Consider the following 21,314-nt stretch of genomic DNA (forward strand, 5'->3'; position numbering starts at 1 on the left):
CACGGCTTTGCAAGCCCGGTTGGGCGAATATGCTGATCAGCATGACGACTGAGCCGGAACTGCAGCGGGGCGTCGGAGAGCCGGACGGCTTCCGCCGCCTGTGGACCCCCCATCGGATGGCCTACATCCAGGGCGAGAACAAGCCCACCGGCCCGGCTCCGGACGACGGCTGCCCGTTCTGCTCGATCCCGTCGCTGAGCGACGAGGACGGGCTGGTCGTCGCGCGCGGCAACACCGTGTACGCGGTGCTCAACCTGTACCCGTACAACGGCGGGCACCTCATGGTGGTCCCGTTCCGGCACGCGGCGGACTACACCGAGCTGGACGAGGCGGAGACGGCCGAGCTGGCCGTGTTCACCAAGAAGGCGATGACGGCGCTGCGCGCGGCCTCGGGCGCGCACGGCTTCAACATCGGCATGAACCAGGGTGCGGCGGCCGGTGCCGGCATCGCGGCCCACCTGCACCAGCACGTGGTGCCGCGCTGGGGCGGGGACACCAACTTCATGCCGGTGGTCGGCCACACCAAGGTGCTGCCGCAGTTGCTGGCGGACACCCGGAAGATGCTGTCCGAGGCCTGGCCGCAGGACTGACGCGCACAACGAGGAGGGCCCCGCCGGGAGTCGGCGGGGCCCTCCGTCGTTCGTGCTCAGGCGTCGTACTGGTCGACCTTGAACGGCCGGCCGCCCTGGGCCTCGGCCTTGAGGCCGGCCGCGCGGCCCTTGAAGGCGCGCTCGGTGTCGAGGTCGTGCTCGGCGAGGAACTCCAGGGTGGCGGTGTGGACGGCGGCGAGCACCGGGTGGGAGGCGTTGAGCGCGTTGTCCGCCATGGTGCGGGTGCCCCAGGGCTGGCCGGCCCAGGTGTGCCGCAGGCCGAAGGGCTCGGGCAGGCCGAGGCCGCCGCCGAGCCAGGAGAGCAGGCCGGGCATCCGGTAGAAGGGGGCGCGGACGGCCTGCCGGACGACCTCGTCGTTGTCGATCAGCGGGAGCTTGACCGTGCGCTCCTCCCAGAACCGGAAGGTCTTGGAGACGGACTTCTCCTTGTCCTTGGGCTTGTCGCCGAAGAAGCCGTCGATGGGGCCGAGGGCGTAGCCGGCGACGGTGATGTTGAGGGTGTTGGCGAGCAGGACGACGGTGACGGTGAAGGTCAGGATGAGCTTGCCGTCGTGGGTGATGAACTGGGTGGCGAGGTAGTGCCGGGGTCCGCCGCCGAAGGTCTGCTTGTCGGCGATGGCCTGGACGGCGAAGTCGCGCATGTGGTCGCCGTCCATGTCGGCGTTGCCGGGGCGGCTGATCTCGTCGGCGCTCTCGCCGACCTCGTAGACGACCCACTGCTTGACCTGGACGTTGGGCATGCCGCTGTTGGCGACCTCGCTGATGCCGAGGGCCTTGAGGTGGCCGGAGATCTTGCGGACGAGGTCCCAGGGGTGGAACTGGCGGAAGTCGATCTGGCCCTCGGCGGGGCGCAGGGTGTCGACGAGCTTCCACTCGCCCCAGCGGCGGCCGGCGCCGAGGATGCCCTTGGGGCCGGCGTAGTGCTGGACGTTGGTCTCCTGCTCGGCTTCGAGCCGGCCGAGCTTGGCGCGCAGGTCGGCCGCCTTCTTGTCGAGGTCGTCGCGGGGGACGGCCATCGGGACGGTCGCGGCGACGGCGTTGCCCTCGGCGAGGGCGAGCCAGCGGGCGCGCAGGTCGACGGCGGTGCGCTCGACGATGCGCCTGGCGAGGTACCAGCCGATGACCGGGGCGAGCATGACGACGCGCAGGTAGAGGCCGAGGACGCCGCCGGCCGGGGGCTTGACGGCGAGCAGCACGGCGAGGGCGGCGGCGAGGATGAGGACGACGGCCCCGTAGGCGCCGGCGTTCTTGGGGTTGTCCCGCCGCAGCCAGGCGCGCAGCTGGAAGACGCCGAGCCAGACCAGGGCGCCGGGCAGGCAGAGCAGGCCGGTGACGACGGAGATGGTGGACAGCTGCCGGTCGCGGGTGTTGCGGATCTCCTCGGCGGCGAGGGCGTGCTCGACGATCTGGCGCGTTTCGATGCCGAAGGAGGGCACCAGGGGCTTGCGGTCGCCGCCGAGGGTGCGGGAGATGAGCGCCTTGCTCCAGGCCTCGCCGAGGTTGGGCCCGAAGAGGGCGAAGCGGCCCTTCTTGGCGGTGGTCCCGGCGAGTTTGGAGGCGCCCTCCTGCAGCGTGGTGTCGCGGTACGCCACCGAGGAGATCGCCTGGGTGCCGGCGGTCTGCGGGCCGGTGTCGGTCCGGGGTATCTGCGCACCCGGGGTCATGTCGAGTGTGGTCACGGTGGCGTCCCCTCCTCCCCTTTGTCCTGCGGCAGGTTACCGCGCCGGGGCACCGGCGCGGGCATGATCGTCTGAAGTGCCGTCACGAACGGGCCACGGTGGGCCCGTGGGGCATGATGCCCACGTTTCGGGGGTCCGACGCACCCGGCCGGGGGCCGGTGGGCGGGCCTGCGGGAGGGCGGGTGGGCGGGATGGTGCACGATGGCGGCATGGAGAGCGGTGGGCTGACGGATCCGGTGCTGGTGTTCGACGGGGACTGCGGGTTCTGCACGACGTGCGCGACCTGGGCGGAGCGCTATCTGCGGCAGACGCTGGCGTCGGGGGGCTGGGAGGCGGTGCCGTTCCAGTTCGCGGACCTGGCGGAGCTGGACGCGGTGGCCGGGGGGCGCGGTGAGGTGTCCTGGGGGCGCGCGGAGCGCGAAGTGCTGTGGGTGACGCCGGCGGGCCGGGTGTACGGCGGGGCGCAGGCGGTGGCGCGGTTGCTGATGCGGTCGGGCGGGGTGTGGGCGTACCTGGGCGGGGTGCTGGCGTCGGCGCCGGTGCGGCCAGTGGCGGCGCTGGTGTACCGGTGGGTGGCGTGCAACCGGCACCGGATGCCGGGCGGTACGCCGGCCTGTGCGCTGCCGCGGCGGTGAGCCGGTGAGTCTCAGCCCTCGCGGTCGGTGAAGCGGGCGGCGAGGGCGGCGGGCATGGGTTCGTGGCGCAGATGGGCGCGGGTGAACTCGGCGGTGCCGTGGGTGAGGGAGCGCAGGTCGACGGGGTAGCGGGTGAGTTCGAGTTCGGGGACCTCGGCCCGCAGCAGGGTGAGGCCGGGGCCGCCGGTCTCGGTGCCGAGGACGCGGCCGCGGCGGGCGGAGAGGTCGCCGAGGACGGCGCCGAGGTAGTCGTCGGGCAGCAGGACGCCGACGGCGGCGACGGGTTCGAGGAGCCGGATGACGGCGTGTTCGGCGGCGTCGCGCAGGGCGAGGGCGGCGGCGGTCTGGAAGGCGGAGTCGGAGGAGTCGACGGAGTGCGCCTTGCCGTCGGTGAGGGTGACCCGGATGTCGACGAGCGGGTGGCCGGTGGCGACGCCCTTGGCGAGCTGGGCGCGGACGCCCTTCTCGACGGAGGGGATGAAGTTCTTGGGGACGGCGCCGCCGACGACGTGCTCCTGGAACTCGAAGCCGGAGCCGGCCGGGAGGGGTTCGACCTCCAGGTCGCAGATGGCGTACTGGCCGTGGCCGCCGGACTGTTTGACGAGGCGGCCGTGGCCGGCGGCGGCGGTGCCGAAGGTCTCGCGCAGGGCGACCCGGTGCTCGACGGTGTCGACGTGGACGCCGTGGCGGTTGCGGAGCCGGTCGAGGACGGCGTCGGCGTGGGCCTCACCGGTGCACCAGAGGACGAGCTGGTGGGTGTCGGGGTTCTGTTCGAGGCGTAGCGCGGGGTCCTCGGCGGCGAGCCGGGAGAGGGCCTGGGAGAGCTTGTCGTCGTCGGCCTTGCTGTGGGCCTCGACGGCGATGGGCAGCAGGGGTTCGGGGAGGGTCCAGGTGTCGAGTTCGGCCACGTGGCCGGGTTCCTGGACGGTGTCGCCGGAGCGGGCGGTGGTGAGTTTGGCGGCGCAGACGAGGTCGCCGGCGACGGCGTGCGGGACGGGCCGCTGGAGTTTGCCGAAGGGGCTGGTGAGGCCGGTGACGCGTTCCTCGGCGTCCTGGCCGGCGGGGTGTCCGGGGCCGGTGAGGCGGATGCGGGTGTCGGGGCGCAGGGTGCCGGCGTAGAGGCGCAGCAGGCTGACGCGGCCGACGTAGGCGTCGCCGGTGACGCGGACGACCTGGGCGGCGAGGGGGGCGTCGGGGTCGCAGGCGGGGGCGGGGCGGGTGCGTTCGGCGGGGGTGGGGAAGGTGGTGGCGATGAGGTCGAGGAGTTCGGTGGCGCCGAGGCCGTGTTCGCTGGTGGGGACGGCGGGGTGGAGGGTGCAGTCGAGGACCTCGCGGCGCATGCCGGCTTCGAGGGAGTCGGTGTCGGGGGTTTCGCCGGTGAGGTACTGCTCCATCAGGGTGTCGTCCTGGCCGGCGATGGCCTCGACGAGGCTCTCGCGGGCGGGGGCGGTGTCGGGCAGGGGGTCGGCCTGGCCGTAGGTGTGGCCGGTGAGGAGGTCGACGCTGCCGTCGGGGCGGCCGTCGTGGTGGACGGGCAGGAAGAGCGGGCGCAGGGTGTCGGGGCCGAGGTCGAAGGCGTCGTGGCAGGCGGTGAGGATGTCGTCGAGGCTGCCGCGGGCGATGTCGAGTTTGGCGACGGCGATGGCGCGGGGGATGTTCTCGGCGGCGCACTCGCGCCACAGGGCGCGGGTGGGCGCGGTGACGGGGTCGGTGGCGGAGACGACGAAGACGGCGGCGTCGGCGGCGTGGAGGGCGGCGCGCAGGTCGGCGGCGAAGTCGGGGTGGCCGGGCGGGTCGAGCAGGTTGATCTTGGTGCCGCGCCATTCGAGGGGGAGTACGGAGAGCTGTACGGAGCGTTGCTGCTGGTGCTCGATGGGCTCGTGGTCGGAGACGGTGGTGCCGTCGGTGACCCGGCCGGGGCGGCCGACGGCGCCGGCGGCGTGGGCAAGGGATTCGGCGAGGGTGGTCTTGCCCACGCCGGCGCAGCCGATGAGGACGACGTTGCGCAGGTCGCCCGGTCCGGCGACGGCGGGGGCCTGGCCGGCTCTGGCGGTGCTGCGGTCGGGCATCGGGGTCTCCTCCCGTCGCGCCGAGGCTGTCGGTGAAAGTCTAGGGGCGGAGGGGTCGGCGGGCGCGCGAGCGGCATGCGGGGGTGGTGCGTGGGCGGGGTCGGTCGGCGGGCGTGGCTACGATGGGTGCGCCGGGTGGGCTGATCCACGCGGTCGTCTGCCGCGCACTCTGGCCGCAGGCGGGTACCAGGGAGATCGGAGCGGTCGGGAAGGCCATGCTCAACAAATACGCGCGTGCCTTCTTCACACGTGTCCTGACCCCGTTCGCCGCGTTCCTCATCCGTCTGGGTGTGAGTCCGGACACCGTGACGCTGGTCGGTACGGCCGGTTCGGTGGCGGGTGCGCTGGTGTTCTTCCCGCGCGGGGAGTTCTTCTGGGGCACCATCACGATCACGCTGTTCATCTTCTCGGACCTGGTGGACGGGAACATGGCGCGGCAGCTGGGGCGGACCTCCAAGTGGGGGGCGTTCCTGGACTCGACGCTGGACCGGGTCGCGGACGCGGCGATCTTCGGCGGTATCGCCATGTGGTACGCGGGCAAGGGTGACAACAACCTGCTGTGCGCGGTGGCGGTGTTCTGCCTGGCGAGCGGGCTGGTGGTGTCGTACACCAAGGCGCGGGCGGAGAGCCAGGGGCTGCCGTGCGACGTGTCGGGGCTGGTGGAGCGCGCCGAGCGGCTGGTGATCAGCCTGGTGGCGGCCGGTGTGGCGGGTCTGCACACGTTCGGGGTCCCGTACGTGGAGTGGCTGCTGCCGGTGGCGCTGTGGCTGGTGGCGGCCGGAAGTCTGGTGACGGTGTTCCAGCGGATGCTGACGGTGCGCCGTGAGGCGTTCGAGGCGGACCGCGTGGCGGCCGGGAGCTGAGAGGGGGCGGTCCCGCGGTGAAGGACCGAGTGGTGGACCGGCTGGTGTACACGGCGTACGCGGCGGGCTGGGGGGCGCTCAAGCACCTGCCCGAGCCGGCGGCGCGGGCGCTGTTCGACCGGCTGGCGGACTCTGCGTGGCGGCGGCGCGGCAAGCGGGTGCTGCAGCTGGAGGCGAACCTGCTGCGGGTGTGCCCCGAGGCGGACGAGGCCCGGCTGCGGGAGCTGTCGCGGGCGGGGATGCGCTCGTACATGCGGTACTGGCAGGAGTCGTTCCGGCTGCCGGTGTGGGGCCGCGGGCGGGTGCTGCGCGATGTGCGGGTGGACGGCTTCGAGCTGCTGCAGGAGGTGCTGGAGTCCGGGCGGGGCGCGGTGATAGCGCTGCCGCACATGGGCAACTGGGACCTGGCGGGCGCCTGGGTGGCGAGCCGGGGGTACCCGTTCACGACGGTGGCGGAGCGGTTGAAGCCGGAGCGGCTGTTCGACCGGTTCGTGGCGTTCCGGGAGAGCCTGGGCATGGAGGTGCTGGCGCTGACCGGCGGCTCGGTGAGCGTGGTCGGCACGCTGGCGCGGCGGCTGCGGGCGGGCGGGCTGGTCTGCCTGGTGGGGGACCGGGACCTGTCGGACGCGGGCATCGAGGTGACGTTCTTCGGCGAGGCGACGCGGATGCCGGCCGGTCCGGCGGCGCTGTGCCAGCGGACCGGGGCGGCGCTGCTGCCGGTGTCGCTCTGGTACGAGGGGCGGACCATGCGGGGGCGGGTGCACCCGGAGGTCGTGGTGCCGGCCGAGGGCGACCGGGCGGAGAAGACCCGGGCGATGACGCAGGCGATGGCGGCGGTGTGGGAGTCGGCGATCCGGGAGCACCCGGAGGACTGGCACATGCTGCAGCGCTTCTGGCTGGCCGACCTCCCGGTCCGTGAGACGGTGGAGGCGGGGGCCGCCCGGTCCGGTGGCACCGCCGGGCGGGCCGTCCGGGAGCCCGCCGCCCGGCCGCCGGCGGAGGCGGCCGGGGAGCCGGCGGCCGAGGCGTCGGGGGCCTGAGGGCCCGCCGCCGGACCGCCGTCCGCGCCGTCGCACCGCCATCGCCCCGCCGCACCGCCCCGTCCCGTCCCGTCCGCAGGATTTCGAGGAGACCCGTGAAGATCGGCATCGTCTGCCCGTACGACTGGGACGTCCCCGGAGGCGTGCAGTTCCACATCCGGGACCTCGCCGAGCACCTGATCGGCCTGGGCCACGAGGTGTCGGTGCTGGCGCCGGCCGAGGACGACGACGCGCTGCCGCCGTACGTGGTGTCGGCGGGGCGGGCGGTGGCGGTGCCGTACAACGGCTCGGTGGCGCGGCTGAGCTTCGGGATCCTGTCGGCGGCCCGGGTGCGGCGGTGGCTGCACGAGGGACGGTTCGACATCCTGCACGTGCACGAGCCGGCCTCGCCGAGCCTGTCGATGCTGGCGGCCTGGTCGGCGTCGGGGCCGATGGTGGGCACCTTCCACACCTCCAACCCGCGCTCGCGGGCGATGATCGCGGCCTCGCCGATCCTCCAGCCGGGGCTGGAGAAGATGCGGGCGCGGATCGCGGTGAGCGAGTACGCCCGGCGCACCCTGGTGGAGCACCTGGGCGGTGACGCGGTGGTGATCCCCAACGGCGTGGACGTGGGCTTCTTCGCGGGGGCCGAGCCGGACGGGCGGTGGACCGGCGGGGCGGCCGAGGGTCGGCCGGGGACGATCGGCTTCATCGGCCGGATCAACGAGCCGCGCAAGGGGCTGCCGACCCTGCTGGCGGCGCTGCCGCGGATCCTCGCGGAGCGTCCCGGGGTGCGGCTGCTGGTGGCGGGCAAGGGCGACGAGGAGGAGGCGGTCGCCGGGCTGGCGCCGGAGGTCCGTGCCCAGGTGGAGTTCCTCGGCATGGTGAGCGACCGGGACAAGGCCCGGCTGCTGCGCAGCGTCGACCTGTACGTGGCGCCGAACACCGGCGGCGAGAGCTTCGGGATCATCCTGGTCGAGGCGATGTCGGCGGGGGCGCCGGTGCTGGCGAGCGACCTGGACGCGTTCAAGCAGGTGCTGGACGGCGGGGACGCGGGCGAGCTGTTCCCGGTGGAGGACGCGGACGCGCTGGCGCGCACGGCGCTGCGGCTGCTGGGGGACCCGGCGCGGCTGGAGGAGCTGCGCAAGGCGGCGTCCCGGCACGTGCGGCGCTTCGACTGGTCGACGGTGGGCGCGGACATCCTCGCCGTGTACGAGACGGTGACGGCGGGGGAGGCCGCGGTGGTGGAGGACGAGCGCAGCGGGCGGCGTGGCCGGTTCGGGCTGGCCCGGGACTGAGCCGGGCGGCGGGCGCGGTTAAGGTCGGACGGTTCTCCCGTCCGCAGTTCCCGTGTCCGTCCCTGGAGGGCCCGATGCCGCAGATCTCCGTCGACTACTCCCCGAGCCTGGCCGGCTCCTTCGACCGCCGTGAGCTGGGGGTGGCGATCAACCGGCTGGCGGTGGAGACCATCAACGCCGAGCCCGAGGGGTGCAAGACGATCTTCCGGGCGACCGACCCGGAGGTCGTGGTGGCCTTCGGGGAGCGCTCCGAGGCGCAGGTGTTCGTGCAGTTCCAGATCTTCCCCGGCCGCAGCCCGGAGGCGAAGTCGGCGCTCACCGAGGGGGTGCTGGCGCTGCTGGCGGAGCGGGTGAAGCCGGCGCCGGGGGAGCGGCTGCACCTGGCGGTGGACGTGCGCGACATAGACCGCGACGCCTACCGGAACACCGCGATCGAGGGGTGAACCGGGGGCACCCGGTAGCGTAGCGCCCCGTGACTACCTGGATCTGGGCCGGCGTGGCCGTGGTGCTGTTCGGCATGTACCTGAGCTGGACGGCCGGAAGGCTGGACCGGCTGCACGCCCGGATCGACGCCGCCCGCGCGGCGCTGGACGCGCAGCTGGTCCGCCGGGCGTCGGTGGCGATGGAGCTGGCGACGTCCTCGCTGCTGGACCCGGCGGCCTCGCTGCTGCTGCTGGACGCGGCGCACGCGGCGCGGCAGACGGAGGACGAGCAGCGCGAGGTGGCGGAGAGCCAGTTGAGCCTGGCGCTGCGGGCGGTGTTCGCGGAGCCGGAGCAGGTGGCGGCGCTGGTGGCGGAGCCGGGCGGCGAGGAGGCGGTGCGGGACCTGACGGCGGCGGTGCGCCGGGTGCCGATGGCGCGGCGCTTCCACAACGACGCGGTGCGGGCGGCGCGGGCGGTGCGCGAGCACCGGCTGGTGCGCTACTTCCGGCTGGCGGGCAAGGCGCCGTTCCCGATGGCCTTCGAGATGGACGACGCGCCGCCGCCGGCGCTCACTCCCGAGGGCGCGCCCGCCTAGCGCGTGCTCGGGGCGCGGTTTTCACCCGCCCTGACGGCGCCCGGATACGGCCTGTTTGTCGTATCCCGCCGGACCGGCTGGACTTGGTGGCGCATGGAGGGCCCGTCCCTTCCGCCTACCATAGGGCGATAGCACTGGTTCATCTTCGAGTGAGGTCTCACGTGTCCACCACCCCCACCACCGCAGACCAGCCGCAGATCGGCACCGCCCGGGTGAAGCGCGGCATGGCCGAGCAGCTCAAGGGCGGTGTGATCATGGACGTGGTCAACGCCGAGCAGGCCAAGATCGCCGAGGACGCCGGCGCTGTGGCCGTCATGGCCCTGGAGCGGGTGCCCGCCGACATCCGCAAGGACGGCGGCGTGGCCCGCATGTCGGACCCGAACATGATCGAGGAGATCATCGCCGCGGTCTCGATCCCGGTGATGGCCAAGTCCCGCATCGGCCACTTCGTCGAGGCCCAGGTCCTGCAGTCGCTGGGCGTCGACTACATCGACGAGTCCGAGGTGCTGACCCCGGCCGACGAGGTCAACCACTCCGACAAGTGGGCCTTCACCACCCCCTTCGTCTGCGGTGCCACCAACCTGGGCGAGGCGCTGCGCCGCATCGCCGAGGGTGCGGCCATGATCCGCTCCAAGGGCGAGGCCGGCACCGGCAACGTCGTCGAGGCGGTCCGCCACCTGCGCCAGATCAAGAACGAGATCGGCCACCTGCGCGCGCTGGACCACAACGAGCTGTTCGCCGCCGCCAAGGAGCTGCGCGCCCCGTACGAGCTGGTCAAGGAGGTCGCCGAGCTCGGCAAGCTGCCGGTCGTGCTGTTCTCCGCCGGTGGCGTGGCCACCCCGGCCGACGCCGCGCTGATGCGCCAGCTGGGTGCCGAGGGCGTCTTCGTCGGCTCGGGCATCTTCAAGTCGGGCGACCCGGCCAAGCGCGCCGCCGCGATCGTCAAGGCCACCACCTTCTTCGACGACCCGAAGATCATCGCCGACGCCTCCCGCAACCTGGGCGAGGCCATGGTCGGCATCAACTGCGACACCCTGCCGGAGAGCGAGCGGTACGCCAACCGCGGCTGGTAATGCGCCTTGGACGGCCCGCCGCGCGGTGAGATCATCGGCGCGGCGGGCCGCCGTGCGTCGTCCGTTCGAGAGTCAAGAGGTACGAGAAGTGTCCACTCCAGTCATCGGCGTCCTCGCGCTGCAGGGTGATGTCCGCGAGCACCTGATCGCGCTGGCCGAGGCCGACGCGCTCGCCCGCCCGGTCCGCCGCGCGGAGGAGCTGGCCGAGGTCGACGCGCTGGTGATCCCCGGCGGGGAGTCCACCACGATGTCCAAGCTGGCGCTGCTGTTCGGCGTGATGGACCCGCTGCGCGAGCGGGTCGCCGCCGGCATGCCGGTGTACGGGACCTGCGCCGGGATGATCATGCTGGCGGACAAGATCCTGGACGGGCGCGAGGACCAGGAGACGGTGGGCGGCATCGACATGACGGTGCGCCGCAACGCCTTCGGCCGCCAGAACGAGTCCTTCGAGTCCGGCATCGCCTTCCGCGGCCTGGACGACGACCCGGTGCACGGCGTGTTCATCCGCGCCCCCTGGGTGGAGTCGGTCGGCGCGGGCGTCGAGGTGCTGGCCGAGCTGCCGGCCGCCGACGGCCCGGAGAGCCGGATCGTGGCGGTCCGCCAGGGCAACCTGCTGGCCACCTCGTTCCACCCGGAGCTCACCGGCGACCACCGGGTGCACGGCTACTTCGTGCGGATGGTCGAGGAGCACCTCGCCGCCGCGTGACCGCGCGTGCATGACCGTGTGCGGTCGGGCGGCGGCCGCACCGGTAAGATCTCATCTGTTCATTTCCCTTTGGCGACGTAAAGGAGCTGGCGATGTCCGGCCACTCTAAGTGGGCTACCACCAAGCACAAGAAGGCCGTGATCGACGCCAAGCGCGGCAAGCTCTTCGCCAAGATGATCAAGAACATCGAGGTGGCGGCGCGCACCGGCGGTCCGGACCTGAGCGGTAACCCGACCCTGTACGACGCCGTGCAGAAGGCCAAGAAGAGCTCCGTCCCGATCGACAACATCAACCGCGCGATCAAGCGCGGTGGCGGCCTGGAGGCCGGCGGCGCCGACTACCAGACGATCATGTACGAGGGCTACGGCCCGAACGGCGTCGCGGTGCTCATCGAGTGCCTCACCGACAACCGCAACCGCGCCGCCTCCGACGTGCGCGTGGCGATGACCCGCAACGGCGGCTCGATGGCCGACCCGGGCTCGGTGTCCTACCTGTTCGCCCGCAAGGGCGTCGTCATCGTCCCCAAGGCGGACGGCGTGGACGAGGACAAGCTCTTCGAGGTCGTCCTGGACCAGGAGCCCGAGGAGATCAACGACCTCGGCGACTCCTTCGAGATCGTCTCCGAGGCCTCCAAGATGGTCGCGGTGCGCACCGCCCTGGTGGACGCCGGCGTCGACTACGACTCGGCCGAGGCCAACTTCCTGCCGAGCATGCAGGTCGAGCTGGACGTCGACGGCGCCCGCAAGATCCTGAAGCTGATCGACGCCCTGGAGGACAGCGACGACGTGCAGAACGTCTTCGCCAACTTCGACATCAGCGACGAGGTCGGTGCGCAGCTCGACGCCGAGTGATCGTGCCCCCTCCCGGCCCGGCGGTCCCCAGGACCGCCGGGCCGGTGTCGTTCGGGGCGCTGTCGGTGGTGGGCGGTAGCCTTCGCAGGTCGGTGCTCGAATCCAGAAGGGGCGGGAATGCCGTGGTGCGGGTGCTGGGTGTCGACCCGGGGCTGACCAGGTGCGGGGTCGGCGTGGTCGAGGGCGCGCCGGGCCGGCCGTTGCGGATGGCCGGGGTCGGCGTGGTGCGCACCCCCGCCGAGGCGGAGATCGGGCAGCGGCTGCTGCTGGTCGAGCAGGGTCTGGAGGCCTGGCTGGACGAGCACCGCCCCGACCTGGTGGCGGTCGAGCGGGTCTTCGCCCAGCACAACGTCCGCACCGTGATGGGCACGGCGCAGGCCAGCGCGGTGGCGATGCTCTGCGCGACCCGGCGCGGCATACCGGTCACGTTGCACACCCCGAGCGAGGTCAAGGCCGCCGTCACCGGTTCCGGCCGGGCCGACAAGGCCCAGGTCACCGCCATGGTGCAGCGGCTGCTGCGGCTCGACGCACCGCCGAAGCCGGCCGACGCGGCCGACGCGCTGGCGCTGGCCATCTGCCACATCTGGCGCGGCGGCGCCGCCAACCGCCTGGAGGCCGCGATCCGGGCGGCCCGTACCACCACCCCGCAGGGCCTGAAAGGAACCACCCGATGATCGCCTTCGTGCAAGGACCCGTGGCCGCGCTGTCCGGCGGTGTCGCGGTGGTCGAGGTCGGCGGGGTCGGCATGGCCGTGCAGTGCACCCCGAACACGATGGCCGGCCTGCGGCTGGGGGAGCCGGCCCGGCTGGCGACCTCGCTGGTGGTCCGGGAGGACTCGCTGACCCTGTTCGGCTTCGCGGACGACGACGAGCGGGGGATCTTCGAGATCCTCCAGGCGGCGCCCGGCGTCGGACCGAAGCTGGCGCAGGCGATCCTCGGCGTGCACAGCCCCGACGCGCTGCGCCTCGCGGTGGCCAACGGCGACGAGAAGGCGCTGGTGGCGGTGCCCGGCATCGGCAAGGCCAAGGCCGCCAAGCTGCTGCTGGAGTACAAGGACAAGCTGGGCGCCCCGCACGGCGTGGTCCCGGCGCAGAAGCCGGTCGCCACCGGGCCGGCGCCGTGGAGCGAGCAACTGCACTCCGCGCTGGTCGGCCTCGGCTACGCGCCCCGCGAGGCGGACGACGCGGTCGCCGCCGTCACCCCGGAGGCCGAGGCCCAGCCGGTGCCGGACGTGGGCGCGCTGCTGCGGCTGGCGCTGCGCGGGCTCAACCGCTCTCGCTGAAGCCATCTGACGACCTGTCCTTTTGTCGACACCGACGACACTGACGACAACGACGACGACACCGACGACACCCACGACACCGATCCGGGAGCAGCCTCCGATGAGCCCGTACGACTCCGAGCCCGCCGACCGGCTGGTGACCGCCGCCGCCGACGGCGAGGACCAGGCCGTCGAGGCGGCGCTGCGCCCCCGGCAGCTGGACGAGTTCATCGGCCAGGAGCGGGTGCGCGAGCAGCTGTCGCTGGTGCTCCAGGCCGCCCGCCAGCGCGGTGCCACCCCCGACCACGTGCTGCTCAGCGGCCCGCCCGGGCTCGGCAAGACCACCCTGTCGATGATCATCGCGGCCGAGATGGGCGCCCCGATCCGGATCACCTCCGGCCCGGCGATCCAGCACGCGGGCGACCTGGCGGCGATCCTCTCCTCGCTCAGCGAGGGCGAGGTGCTGTTCCTCGACGAGATCCACCGGATGTCGCGGCCCGCCGAGGAGATGCTCTACATGGCGATGGAGGACTTCCGGGTCGACGTGATCGTCGGCAAGGGGCCCGGGGCGACCGCCATCCCGCTGGAGCTGCCGCCGTTCACCCTGGTCGGCGCGACCACCAGGGCCGGCCTGCTGCCGCCGCCGCTGCGCGACCGGTTCGGCTTCACCGGGCACATGGAGTTCTACGCGCCCGCCGAGCTCCAGCGGGTGGTGCACCGTTCGGCCGCGCTGCTGGACGTGGAGATAGACCCGGCCGGCGCCGCCGAGATCGCCGGCCGCTCCCGGGGCACGCCGCGGATCGCCAACCGGCTGCTGCGCCGGGTGCGCGACTACGCGCAGGTGCGGCACGACGGCGTGGTCACCGCCGCGATCGCGGGCCAGGCGCTGCACGTCTACGAGGTGGACGCGCGTGGTCTGGACCGGTTGGACCGGGCGGTGCTGGACGCGCTGCTGCGGCTGTTCGGCGGCGGCCCGGTCGGGCTGTCCACCCTGGCGGTCGCGGTGGGGGAGGAGGCCGAGACGGTCGAGGAGGTCGCCGAGCCGTTCCTGGTCCGCGAGGGCCTGCTGGCCCGCACCCCGCGCGGGCGGATCGCCACCGCCGCGGCCTGGGCGCACCTGGGTCTCACCCCTCCGGTGCAGGTCGGACGCGGTGCGGTGCCCGCCCAGCCGGAGCTCTTCGCCCCCGACGGGGAGCGTGCCGCGGACCAAGGATGACGACGCGCCGTCGCGCTGGGCCGAACGGGTGAGGGCGGAGCGTGTGCGGATCATGCGCGCCCATTGCGTGGGGCGCCTGCGGAAGCCGGGGAAGAAGTCCGGGGAAACTGTGCAGGCGGAGGGTCGCCACTTTCGGCGGCAGGATGCGATGCTTGGCGTTGTCCGATCAGTTCGGGGTCGCCTAGACTCCGCCGGACCGCCCCTCTCACCCGACGGGACGACCATTACCACACAGGCCGCCGGCCGGCGGCCCGTAAAGGACCCTGGCTGCAGTGAACCTCATCATCCTTCTCCTCCCGATCCTCGCGATCGTGCTCATGTTCCGGTCGCAGAAGAAGCGCCAGCAGCAGATGCAGAAGATGCAGACGTCGCTGGAGCCGGGGGCGGGCGTGCGGACCATCGGCGGCCTGTACGCGAAGGTGAAGGCGGTCAACGACGAGACCGTCGAGCTGGAGATCGCGCCGGGCGTGGTCACCCACTTCACCAAGAGCGCGGTCGCCGCGGTCCTGGAGCCCGCCGAGTACGACGCGATCATCAACGGCCGTCCGGACGGGGACGAGAGCGTCGACGCCTCGGACGAGGACGCCGAGGTCGAGGGCGCGTCGGCCGACGCGAAGCCGCTGTCGTTCAGCAAGGACGACGCCGCCGAGGGTGACGCCAAGGCCGAGGGCGGGGCTCCCGCGAGCAAGTAGTACGGTCGGGCACCCGCCCGGCCGCGCGGCGTTCTGCCGCGAGCCCACAGGACTCAGGGCCGCAGTCCGCCACACCCCGCCCAGCCGCGTGCCGGGCGGGGGTCGGTGGGGGGAAGTGGCATGGACAGGGAGAAACGAGCAAGGTGGCAACACCCAAGTCGCGCCCGCGCGACGGTTACCCAGGGCGGGCGCTGGCCCTCATCCTGGTCGTCACCGTCGGACTGGTCGCCCTCATGTTCGGGACGGGCACCACCAAGCCCCGCCTCGGGATCGACCTCGCCGGCGGCACCAGCATCACGCTGAGCGCGAAGTCGACCGACCCCAAGGCGATCAACAAGTCCAACATGGACATCGCCACCGGGATCATCGAGCAGCGCGTCAACGGTATGGGCGTCTCCGAGGCGGAGGTCCAGACCCAGGGCGACCGCAACATCATCGTGAACATCCCCAAGGGCGGTGACAAGCAGAGCGCGGTCGACCAGGTCGGCACCACCGCGAAGCTGTACTTCCGCCCCGTCCTCGCCCTGGCTCCCAGCGGCCTCCAGGCCCCGGCCCCGACCGAGACCCCGTCGGCGGGCGCGAGCGGCACCCCGAGCGCCGCCGCCACCCCGAGCGGGACCCCGGCCGCCACCGGCACCCCGGGCGCCGCCGCGTCCGCCGCCCCGAGCGCGAGCGCCACCAAGCAGGGCCGTCCGGCCGGCGAGGCCCTCGCGGCCGACGACCCGGCCACGCCCGCCGCCACCACCCCCGCCACCGGCGCCCCGAGCGCCCCCGCGCCCGACCCGGCGGCGCCCGCCCCGCAGGACCTGTCCGCGGCGATGACCTCCGGCACCGTCCCGCCGGAGCTGGCCGCCCAGTTCGCCGCGCTGGACTGCTCCAAGCCGGACCAGCGGAACAAGAACTACCAGAGCGCCGAGGGCGCGCCGACCGTCGCCTGCACCCAGAAGGACGAGAACGGGCTCTACTACAAGCTCGCCCTCGGCCCGGTCGCGGTCTTCGGCGCGAACGTCGACAAGGCCCAGGCCACCATCGACACCCAGCAGGGCGGCGGCTGGCAGGTCCAGCTGCAGTTCGACGGCACCGGCACCGACGCCTTCACCGCCGTCACCGGCCAGCTGGCCTCCCAGGTGAGCCCGGCCAACCAGTTCGCCATCGTGCTGGACGGCCAGGTCGTCTCCCACCCGGAGGTGAAGAGCGCCATCCCCGGCGGCTCGGCCGTGATCTCCGGCAACTTCAAGCAGTCCGAGGCGCAGAACCTCGCGAACGTGCTGAGCTTCGGCGCCCTGCCCCTGGAGTTCACCACCAGCGACGTCACCACCGTCTCCCCGCAGCTCGGCGGCGACCAGCTGAAGGCCGGCCTGATCGCCGGTCTGATCGGCATGGTCCTGGTGGTCGCGTACTCGCTGGTCTACTACCGCGGCCTCGGTCTGGTCTCGATCGCCGGTCTGCTCGTCTCGGCGGCGCTGACCTACTCGATCATGAGCCTGCTCGGCCCCGGCATCGGCTTCGCGCTGAACCTGCCGGCGGTCTGCGGCGCCATCGTCGCGATCGGCATCACCGCCGACTCCTTCATCGTGTACTTCGAGCGCATCCGCGACGAGGTCCGTGAGGGCGCGCCGCTGCGCCCGGCCGTCCAGCGGGCCTGGCCGCGCGCCCGGCGCACCATCCTGGTCTCGGACTTCGTGTCCTTCCTCTGTGCCGCCGTGCTCTACCTGGTCTCGGTCGGCAAGGTCCAGGGCTTCGCCTTCACGCTCGGCCTGACCACGGCGCTCGACGTCGTCGTCATCTTCCTGTTCACCAAGCCGCTGATCACGCTGCTGGCCCGCCGGAAGTTCTTCTCCGACGGCCACCCGTGGTCCGGCCTGGACCCGAAGCGGCTGGGCGCCCGCCCGCCGCTGCGCAGCACCCGCCGCCGCACCCCCTCGTCCTCCGCCGCCGTGAAGGGGGCCTGACACCGTGTCGCGCTTCTCCAATCTGGGCCACAAGCTCTACCAGGGCGAAGTCAGCTTCGACTTCGTCGGCCGCCGCAAGCTCTGGTACAGCATCTCCGCGGTGATCGTCCTGGTCGCCGGGATCGGCCTGGCGATGGGCCTGCACCTGGGCATCGAGTTCAAGGGCGGCTCGGTCTACACCGTGACCAAGCCCGGGCTCTCGGTGTCGCAGGCGCAGGACGCGGTCAACAAGATCGTCTCCTCGCACCCGCTGGTGCAGTCCACCGACAACGGTGAGATCCGCATCCAGGTCTCCTCGGAGGACAAGACCACCTCCTCGGAGTTCACCGGCAAGCTGTCCCAGGAGATCGGCGTCCCGGTCGAGGAGATCGGCGCCCAGGTGATCGGCCCCAGTTGGGGTGAGCAGATCTCCAACAAGGCACTCACCGGCCTGATCATCTTCATGATCCTGGTGACGGTCTATCTGGCGATCGCCTTCGAGTGGCGGATGGCGGTGGCGGCCCTGGTCGCCCTCATCCACGACCTCCTGATCACCATCGGCGTCTACGCCCTGGTGGGCTTCGAGGTCACCCCCGGTACGGTGATCGGCTTCCTGACGATCCTCGGTTACTCCCTCTACGACACGGTCGTCGTCTTCGACACCGTGAAGGAGAACACCAAGGACCTCACCAAGCAGAACAGGCTCACCTACAGCGAGGCGGCCAACGCGGGCCTCAACCAGACCCTGGTCCGCTCGCTCAACACCACCGTGGTCGCCCTGCTCCCGGTGGCGGCGCTGCTGTTCATCGGTGGCGGTCTGCTCGGTGCCGGCACCCTGAACGACATCTCGCTGGCGCTGTTCATCGGCCTCGCCGCCGGTGCCTACTCCTCGATCTGCGTCGCCACCCCGCTGCTCGCGCAGCTGAAGGAGGAGGCGCCGGAGATGAAGGCCCTGGCCAAGCGGGTGGCCCAGCGCCGCGCCGCCGACGCCAAGGCCGCCGAGGCCAAGGCCGCGGCCAAGGAGGCCGGCGAGGAGGAGGAGATCGCCGACGAGGACCTGCCGGCGGGTATGGTCGGTCAGCGCGGCCGGGCGGCCGGTACCACGCGTGCCAAGGGCCGTCCGTCCACCAAGCGCTGACCCCGCCGACCTTAAGGACCCTTCGTGACCACCGCCGACACCGCACTGGCCGAGCTGCTCACCAGCCGGATCCGGGACGTCCAGGACTACCCGAAGCCGGGCGTGCTGTTCAAGGACATCGCGCCGCTGCTCGCCGACGCCGAGGCCTTCGCCGCGCTCACCCGGGCGCTGGCGGACCGGGCCGCGGAGCTCGGGGCCACCAAGGTGGTCGGCCTGGAGGCGCGCGGCTTCGTGCTGGCCGCCCCGGCGGCCTTCGCGGCCGGGGTCGGCTTCGTGCCGATCCGCAAGCAGGGCAAGCTGCCCGGCGAGGTGTTCCGCCGCTCGTACGAGCTGGAGTACGGCTCGGCGACGCTGGAGGTGCAGTGCGACGCCTTCGCGCCCGGTGAGCGGGTGCTGGTGGTGGACGACGTGCTCGCCACCGGCGGGACCATCGGCGCCTCGCTGGACCTGGTCAAGGAGGCCGGCGCGGAGCTGGCCGGGGTGGTCGTGCTGATGGAGCTCGGCTTCCTCGACGGCCGCGAGCGGCTCGCCCCGCACCTGGGCGGCGCTCCGCTGGAGACGCTGGTCACGGTCTGAGTACGCACGACCCCTGGCGGGCGGCGGCCGGAACATTCCGGCCGCCGCCCGCTGTTGTGTCAGGCGTGTGTCCGCCGCGTGTGCGGGCCCGGCCGACCGAACGTCCTGGCGCCGGGCTCGGTACCATGAAGATTCATCCCCTCCCGGTTGCGCGAGCCGCGGCCCGAGCCGCACGGCGCCCGCGGGGGGCAGGCCGAGCGCCCTGAGGAGTGTCCTTGCCCGACGAGGTTGTGCCCACGGCGGCTGCGGCCGCCCCCGAGAACCGGCCCACGCCCTCGGGGGCCACCCCGGCACGTCCGGCGCCGACCCCGTCCCGCCCGTCCGCCCCGGCCGGCCGCGGCTCCGCCGGCGGCGGTGGCATGCGGGCCCGGCTGGCCCGCCTCGGCGGCCAGCGCTCCAGCGTCCTCAACCCCGTCCTGGAGCCGCTCTTCCGCTCCATCCGGTCCAACGACCCCAAGGCCGACCCGGCACTGCTACGGGACATCGAGAAGGCGTACGCGGTCGCCGAGAAGTGGCACCGCGGGCAGAAGCGCAAGAGCGGCGACCCCTACATCACCCACCCGCTGGCGGTCGCGACCATCCTGGCCGAGCTCGGCATGGACGCTCCGACGCTGATGGCCGGACTGCTGCACGACACGGTCGAGGACACCGACTACGGCCTGGAGACCCTGCGCAAGGACTTCGGCGACTCGGTGGCCCTGCTGGTGGACGGCGTCACCAAGCTGGACCGGGTCAAGTTCGGCGAGGCCGCGCAGGCCGAGACGGTCCGCAAGATGGTCGTCGCGATGGCCAAGGACCCCCGGGTCCTGGTGATCAAGCTGGCCGACCGCCTGCACAACATGCGCACCATGCGCTACCTCAAGCGGGAGAAGCAGGAGAAGAAGGCCCGCGAGACGCTGGAGATCTACGCCCCGCTGGCGCACCGGCTGGGCATGAACACCATCAAGTGGGAGCTGGAGGACCTCGCCTTCGCGATCCTCTACCCCAAGATGTACGACGAGATCGTGCGGCTGGTCGCCGAGCGCGCCCCCAAGCGCGACGAGTACCTGGCGACCGTCATCGACCAGGTCCAGGGCGACCTGCGCGGCGCCCGGATCACCGCCTCCGTCACCGGCCGGCCGAAGCACTACTACTCGGTCTACCAGAAGATGATCGTCCGGGGCCGGGACTTCGCCGAGATCTACGACCTGGTGGGCATCCGGGTCCTGGTCGACACCGTCCGCGACTGCTACGCGGCGCTGGGCACCATCCACGCGCGGTGGAACCCGGTGCCGGGGCGGTTCAAGGACTACATCGCGATGCCCAAGTTCAACATGTACCAGTCGCTGCACACCACGGTGATCGGTCCCGGGGGCAAGCCCGTCGAGCTGCAGATCCGCACCTTCGACATGCACCGCCGCGCCGAGTACGGCATCGCCGCGCACTGGAAGTACAAGCAGCGCGCGGTGGCCGGCGCCTCCAAGGTGCGCACCGACACCCCGACCCAGACCCGCAAGGACGACAAGGCCGGCGCCGTCAACGAGATGGCCTGGCTGCGGCAGCTGCTGGACTGGCAGAAGGAGACCGCCGACCCCAGCGAGTTCCTGGAGTCGCTCCGCTTCGACCTGGCCAGCAACGAGGTCTTCGTCTTCACCCCCAAGGGAGACGTCATAGCCCTCCCGGCCGGGGCCACCCCGGTGGACTTCGCGTTCGCGGTGCACACCGAGGTCGGCTACCGCACCATCGGGGCCCGGGTGAACGGGCGGCTGGTGCCGCTGGAGTCGACCCTGGAGAACGGCGACACCGTCGAGGTCTTCACCTCCAAGGCGGAGAACGCCGGACCGTCCCGCGACTGGCTGGGCTTCGTCAAGTCCCCGCGCGCCCGCAACAAGATCCGCGCCTGGTTCTCCAAGGAGCGCCGCGAGGAGGCGATCGAGCAGGGCAAGGAGGCCATCGCCCGCGCGATGCGCAAGCAGGGTCTGCCGATCCAGCGGATCCTCACCGGCGACTCGCTGGTCACCCTCGCCCACGAGATGCGCTACCCGGACATCTCCTCGCTGTACGCGGCGATCGGTGAGGGCCACGTCGCCGCGCAGAACATCGTCCAGAAGCTGGTGCAGGCGCTGGGCGGCGAGGAGGGCGCCACCGAGGACCTCGCCGAGACGGCCACCCCGACCCACGACAACCGGCGTGCGGTGCGCCGCCGGGCCAAGGGCGACCCGGGCGTGATCGTCAAGGGCGTCGAGGACGTCTGGGTGAAGCTGTCGCGCTGCTGCACCCCGGTGCCGGGCGACGCCATCGTCGGCTTCGTCACCCGTGGCAACGGCGTCTCGGTGCACCGCGCCGACTGCGTCAACGTGGAGGCGCTCAGCCAGCAGCCCGAGCGGATGATCGACGTGGAGTGGGCGGCCACCCAGTCCTCGGTCTTCCTGGTGGCCATCCAGGTCGAGGCGCTGGACCGCTCCCGGCTGCTCTCGGACGTCACCCGGGTGCTGTCGGACCAGCACGTCAACATCCTGTCGGCGGCGGTGCAGACCTCCCGCGACCGGGTGGCGATGAGCCGCTTCACCTTCGAGATGGGCGACCCCAAGCACCTGGGCCACGTCCTCAAGGCGGTCCGCGGCGTCGAGGGCGTCTACGACGTCTACCGCGTCACCTCGGCCCGCAAGTAGCCGGGCCGGCCCGCACGGCGGACGCGA

Annotated in this window: 20 protein-coding genes; 18 read left to right on the top strand and 2 right to left on the bottom strand. The window is 72.5% G+C overall.

Annotated features, from left to right (window positions below; all coding sequences use genetic code 11):
• The first annotated feature begins 29 nt into the window (after window positions 1-29).
• The gene (locus ACFZBX_RS16325; protein ID WP_380758139.1) at window positions 30-590 is read left to right on the top strand and encodes an HIT family protein; all 561 of its coding nucleotides are present in this window, start codon (window positions 30-32) and stop codon (window positions 588-590) included.
• A gap of 56 nt (window positions 591-646) precedes the next feature.
• Here ACFZBX_RS16325 and ACFZBX_RS16330 read toward each other — a convergent pair whose 3' ends face one another.
• Window positions 647-2,290, bottom strand: coding sequence for a hypothetical protein (locus ACFZBX_RS16330; RefSeq protein ID WP_391534405.1), 1,644 nt, complete (start codon window positions 2,288-2,290; stop codon window positions 647-649).
• Window positions 2,291-2,499: 209 nt separating this feature from the next.
• On the opposite strand from ACFZBX_RS16330, the gene ACFZBX_RS16335 reads away from it, so the two are divergent.
• The gene (locus tag ACFZBX_RS16335) at window positions 2,500-2,925 is read left to right on the top strand and encodes a thiol-disulfide oxidoreductase DCC family protein (protein ID WP_391534406.1); all 426 of its coding nucleotides are present in this window, start codon (window positions 2,500-2,502) and stop codon (window positions 2,923-2,925) included.
• Window positions 2,926-2,936: 11 nt separating this feature from the next.
• On the opposite strand, the gene ACFZBX_RS16340 is transcribed toward ACFZBX_RS16335, so the two are convergent.
• The gene (locus ACFZBX_RS16340) at window positions 2,937-4,994 is read right to left on the bottom strand and encodes an elongation factor G-like protein EF-G2 (protein WP_391534407.1); all 2,058 of its coding nucleotides are present in this window, start codon (window positions 4,992-4,994) and stop codon (window positions 2,937-2,939) included.
• A 215-nt stretch (window positions 4,995-5,209) separates the two neighbouring features.
• Between ACFZBX_RS16340 and pgsA the strand changes: the two genes are divergently transcribed.
• From pgsA to ACFZBX_RS16420, 16 genes are all read left to right on the top strand, one after another.
• Complete coding sequence (gene pgsA, locus ACFZBX_RS16345) at window positions 5,210-5,857, top strand: phosphatidylinositol phosphate synthase (RefSeq protein ID WP_391534408.1); 648 nt, start codon at window positions 5,210-5,212, stop codon at window positions 5,855-5,857.
• A gap of 17 nt (window positions 5,858-5,874) precedes the next feature.
• A complete protein-coding gene (locus ACFZBX_RS16350) occupies window positions 5,875-6,897 on the top strand; it encodes a phosphatidylinositol mannoside acyltransferase (protein ID WP_391534409.1) in 1,023 nt (340 codons plus the stop codon).
• 95 nt (window positions 6,898-6,992) lie between these two features.
• The gene (locus ACFZBX_RS16355; protein ID WP_380758124.1) at window positions 6,993-8,174 is read left to right on the top strand and encodes a glycosyltransferase family 4 protein; all 1,182 of its coding nucleotides are present in this window, start codon (window positions 6,993-6,995) and stop codon (window positions 8,172-8,174) included.
• 74 nt (window positions 8,175-8,248) lie between these two features.
• Entirely contained in the window at window positions 8,249-8,617 is a 369-nt protein-coding gene (locus tag ACFZBX_RS16360; RefSeq protein WP_391534410.1) for a 5-carboxymethyl-2-hydroxymuconate Delta-isomerase, read from the top strand.
• A 74-nt stretch (window positions 8,618-8,691) separates the two neighbouring features.
• Window positions 8,692-9,192 carry a hypothetical protein gene (locus ACFZBX_RS16365; protein ID WP_391534493.1) on the top strand — a complete coding sequence of 167 codons (501 nt, stop codon included), beginning with the start codon at window positions 8,692-8,694 and terminating at the stop codon, window positions 9,190-9,192.
• A gap of 161 nt (window positions 9,193-9,353) precedes the next feature.
• Window positions 9,354-10,265, top strand: a complete 912-nt coding sequence (gene pdxS / locus ACFZBX_RS16370; RefSeq protein ID WP_391534411.1) for a pyridoxal 5'-phosphate synthase lyase subunit PdxS — start codon at window positions 9,354-9,356, stop codon at window positions 10,263-10,265.
• An 88-nt stretch (window positions 10,266-10,353) separates the two neighbouring features.
• The gene (gene pdxT, locus ACFZBX_RS16375; protein WP_391534412.1) at window positions 10,354-10,971 is read left to right on the top strand and encodes a pyridoxal 5'-phosphate synthase glutaminase subunit PdxT; all 618 of its coding nucleotides are present in this window, start codon (window positions 10,354-10,356) and stop codon (window positions 10,969-10,971) included.
• Between the two features lie 92 nt (window positions 10,972-11,063).
• Window positions 11,064-11,822 (top strand): YebC/PmpR family DNA-binding transcriptional regulator, encoded by a 759-nt coding sequence (locus tag ACFZBX_RS16380; RefSeq protein ID WP_391534413.1) that lies wholly within the window; start codon window positions 11,064-11,066, stop codon window positions 11,820-11,822.
• Window positions 11,823-11,947: 125 nt separating this feature from the next.
• Window positions 11,948-12,496 (top strand): crossover junction endodeoxyribonuclease RuvC, encoded by a 549-nt coding sequence (gene ruvC / locus ACFZBX_RS16385; RefSeq protein ID WP_391534494.1) that lies wholly within the window; start codon window positions 11,948-11,950, stop codon window positions 12,494-12,496.
• Window positions 12,493-13,104, top strand: coding sequence for a Holliday junction branch migration protein RuvA (gene ruvA / locus ACFZBX_RS16390; protein WP_391534414.1), 612 nt, complete (start codon window positions 12,493-12,495; stop codon window positions 13,102-13,104). Before ruvC ends, ruvA begins: the two co-directional genes overlap by 4 nt.
• Window positions 13,105-13,204: 100 nt before the next feature.
• Window positions 13,205-14,299: a Holliday junction branch migration DNA helicase RuvB gene (ruvB, locus tag ACFZBX_RS16395; protein WP_391534415.1), complete on the top strand. Its 1,095-nt coding sequence runs from the start codon at window positions 13,205-13,207 to the stop codon at window positions 14,297-14,299.
• Window positions 14,300-14,571: 272 nt separating this feature from the next.
• On the top strand, window positions 14,572-14,991 hold the full coding sequence (gene yajC, locus ACFZBX_RS16400; RefSeq protein ID WP_391534416.1) for a preprotein translocase subunit YajC: 420 nt from the start codon (window positions 14,572-14,574) through the stop codon (window positions 14,989-14,991).
• A 143-nt stretch (window positions 14,992-15,134) separates the two neighbouring features.
• Entirely contained in the window at window positions 15,135-16,943 is a 1,809-nt protein-coding gene (secD, locus tag ACFZBX_RS16405; RefSeq protein ID WP_391534417.1) for a protein translocase subunit SecD, read from the top strand.
• A 4-nt stretch (window positions 16,944-16,947) separates the two neighbouring features.
• Complete coding sequence (gene secF / locus ACFZBX_RS16410; protein ID WP_391534418.1) at window positions 16,948-18,060, top strand: protein translocase subunit SecF; 1,113 nt, start codon at window positions 16,948-16,950, stop codon at window positions 18,058-18,060.
• A 24-nt stretch (window positions 18,061-18,084) separates the two neighbouring features.
• On the top strand, window positions 18,085-18,636 hold the full coding sequence (locus ACFZBX_RS16415) for an adenine phosphoribosyltransferase (protein WP_391534419.1): 552 nt from the start codon (window positions 18,085-18,087) through the stop codon (window positions 18,634-18,636).
• A 209-nt stretch (window positions 18,637-18,845) separates the two neighbouring features.
• Window positions 18,846-21,287: a RelA/SpoT family protein gene (locus ACFZBX_RS16420; protein WP_391534420.1), complete on the top strand. Its 2,442-nt coding sequence runs from the start codon at window positions 18,846-18,848 to the stop codon at window positions 21,285-21,287.
• Window positions 21,288-21,314 lie beyond the last annotated feature (27 nt).

It is taken from the genome of Kitasatospora sp. NPDC008115, assembly GCF_042957205.1.
In the GTDB taxonomy this organism is placed as follows: Bacteria; Actinomycetota; Actinomycetes; order Streptomycetales; family Streptomycetaceae; genus Kitasatospora.

Coding starts and splice junctions, on each gene's coding strand:
- ACFZBX_RS16325 (WP_380758139.1), top strand. CDS start 30: ATGCTGATCAGCATGACGACTGAGCCGGAACTGCAGCGGGGCGTCGGA.
- ACFZBX_RS16335 (WP_391534406.1), top strand. CDS start 2,500: ATGGAGAGCGGTGGGCTGACGGATCCGGTGCTGGTGTTCGACGGGGAC.
- ACFZBX_RS16340 (WP_391534407.1), bottom strand. CDS start 4,994: ATGCCCGACCGCAGCACCGCCAGAGCCGGCCAGGCCCCCGCCGTCGCC.
- pgsA (WP_391534408.1), top strand. CDS start 5,210: ATGCTCAACAAATACGCGCGTGCCTTCTTCACACGTGTCCTGACCCCG.
- ACFZBX_RS16360 (WP_391534410.1), top strand. CDS start 8,249: ATGCCGCAGATCTCCGTCGACTACTCCCCGAGCCTGGCCGGCTCCTTC.
- ACFZBX_RS16365 (WP_391534493.1), top strand. CDS start 8,692: ATGTACCTGAGCTGGACGGCCGGAAGGCTGGACCGGCTGCACGCCCGG.
- ACFZBX_RS16380 (WP_391534413.1), top strand. CDS start 11,064: ATGTCCGGCCACTCTAAGTGGGCTACCACCAAGCACAAGAAGGCCGTG.
- ruvA (WP_391534414.1), top strand. CDS start 12,493: ATGATCGCCTTCGTGCAAGGACCCGTGGCCGCGCTGTCCGGCGGTGTC.
- ruvB (WP_391534415.1), top strand. CDS start 13,205: ATGAGCCCGTACGACTCCGAGCCCGCCGACCGGCTGGTGACCGCCGCC.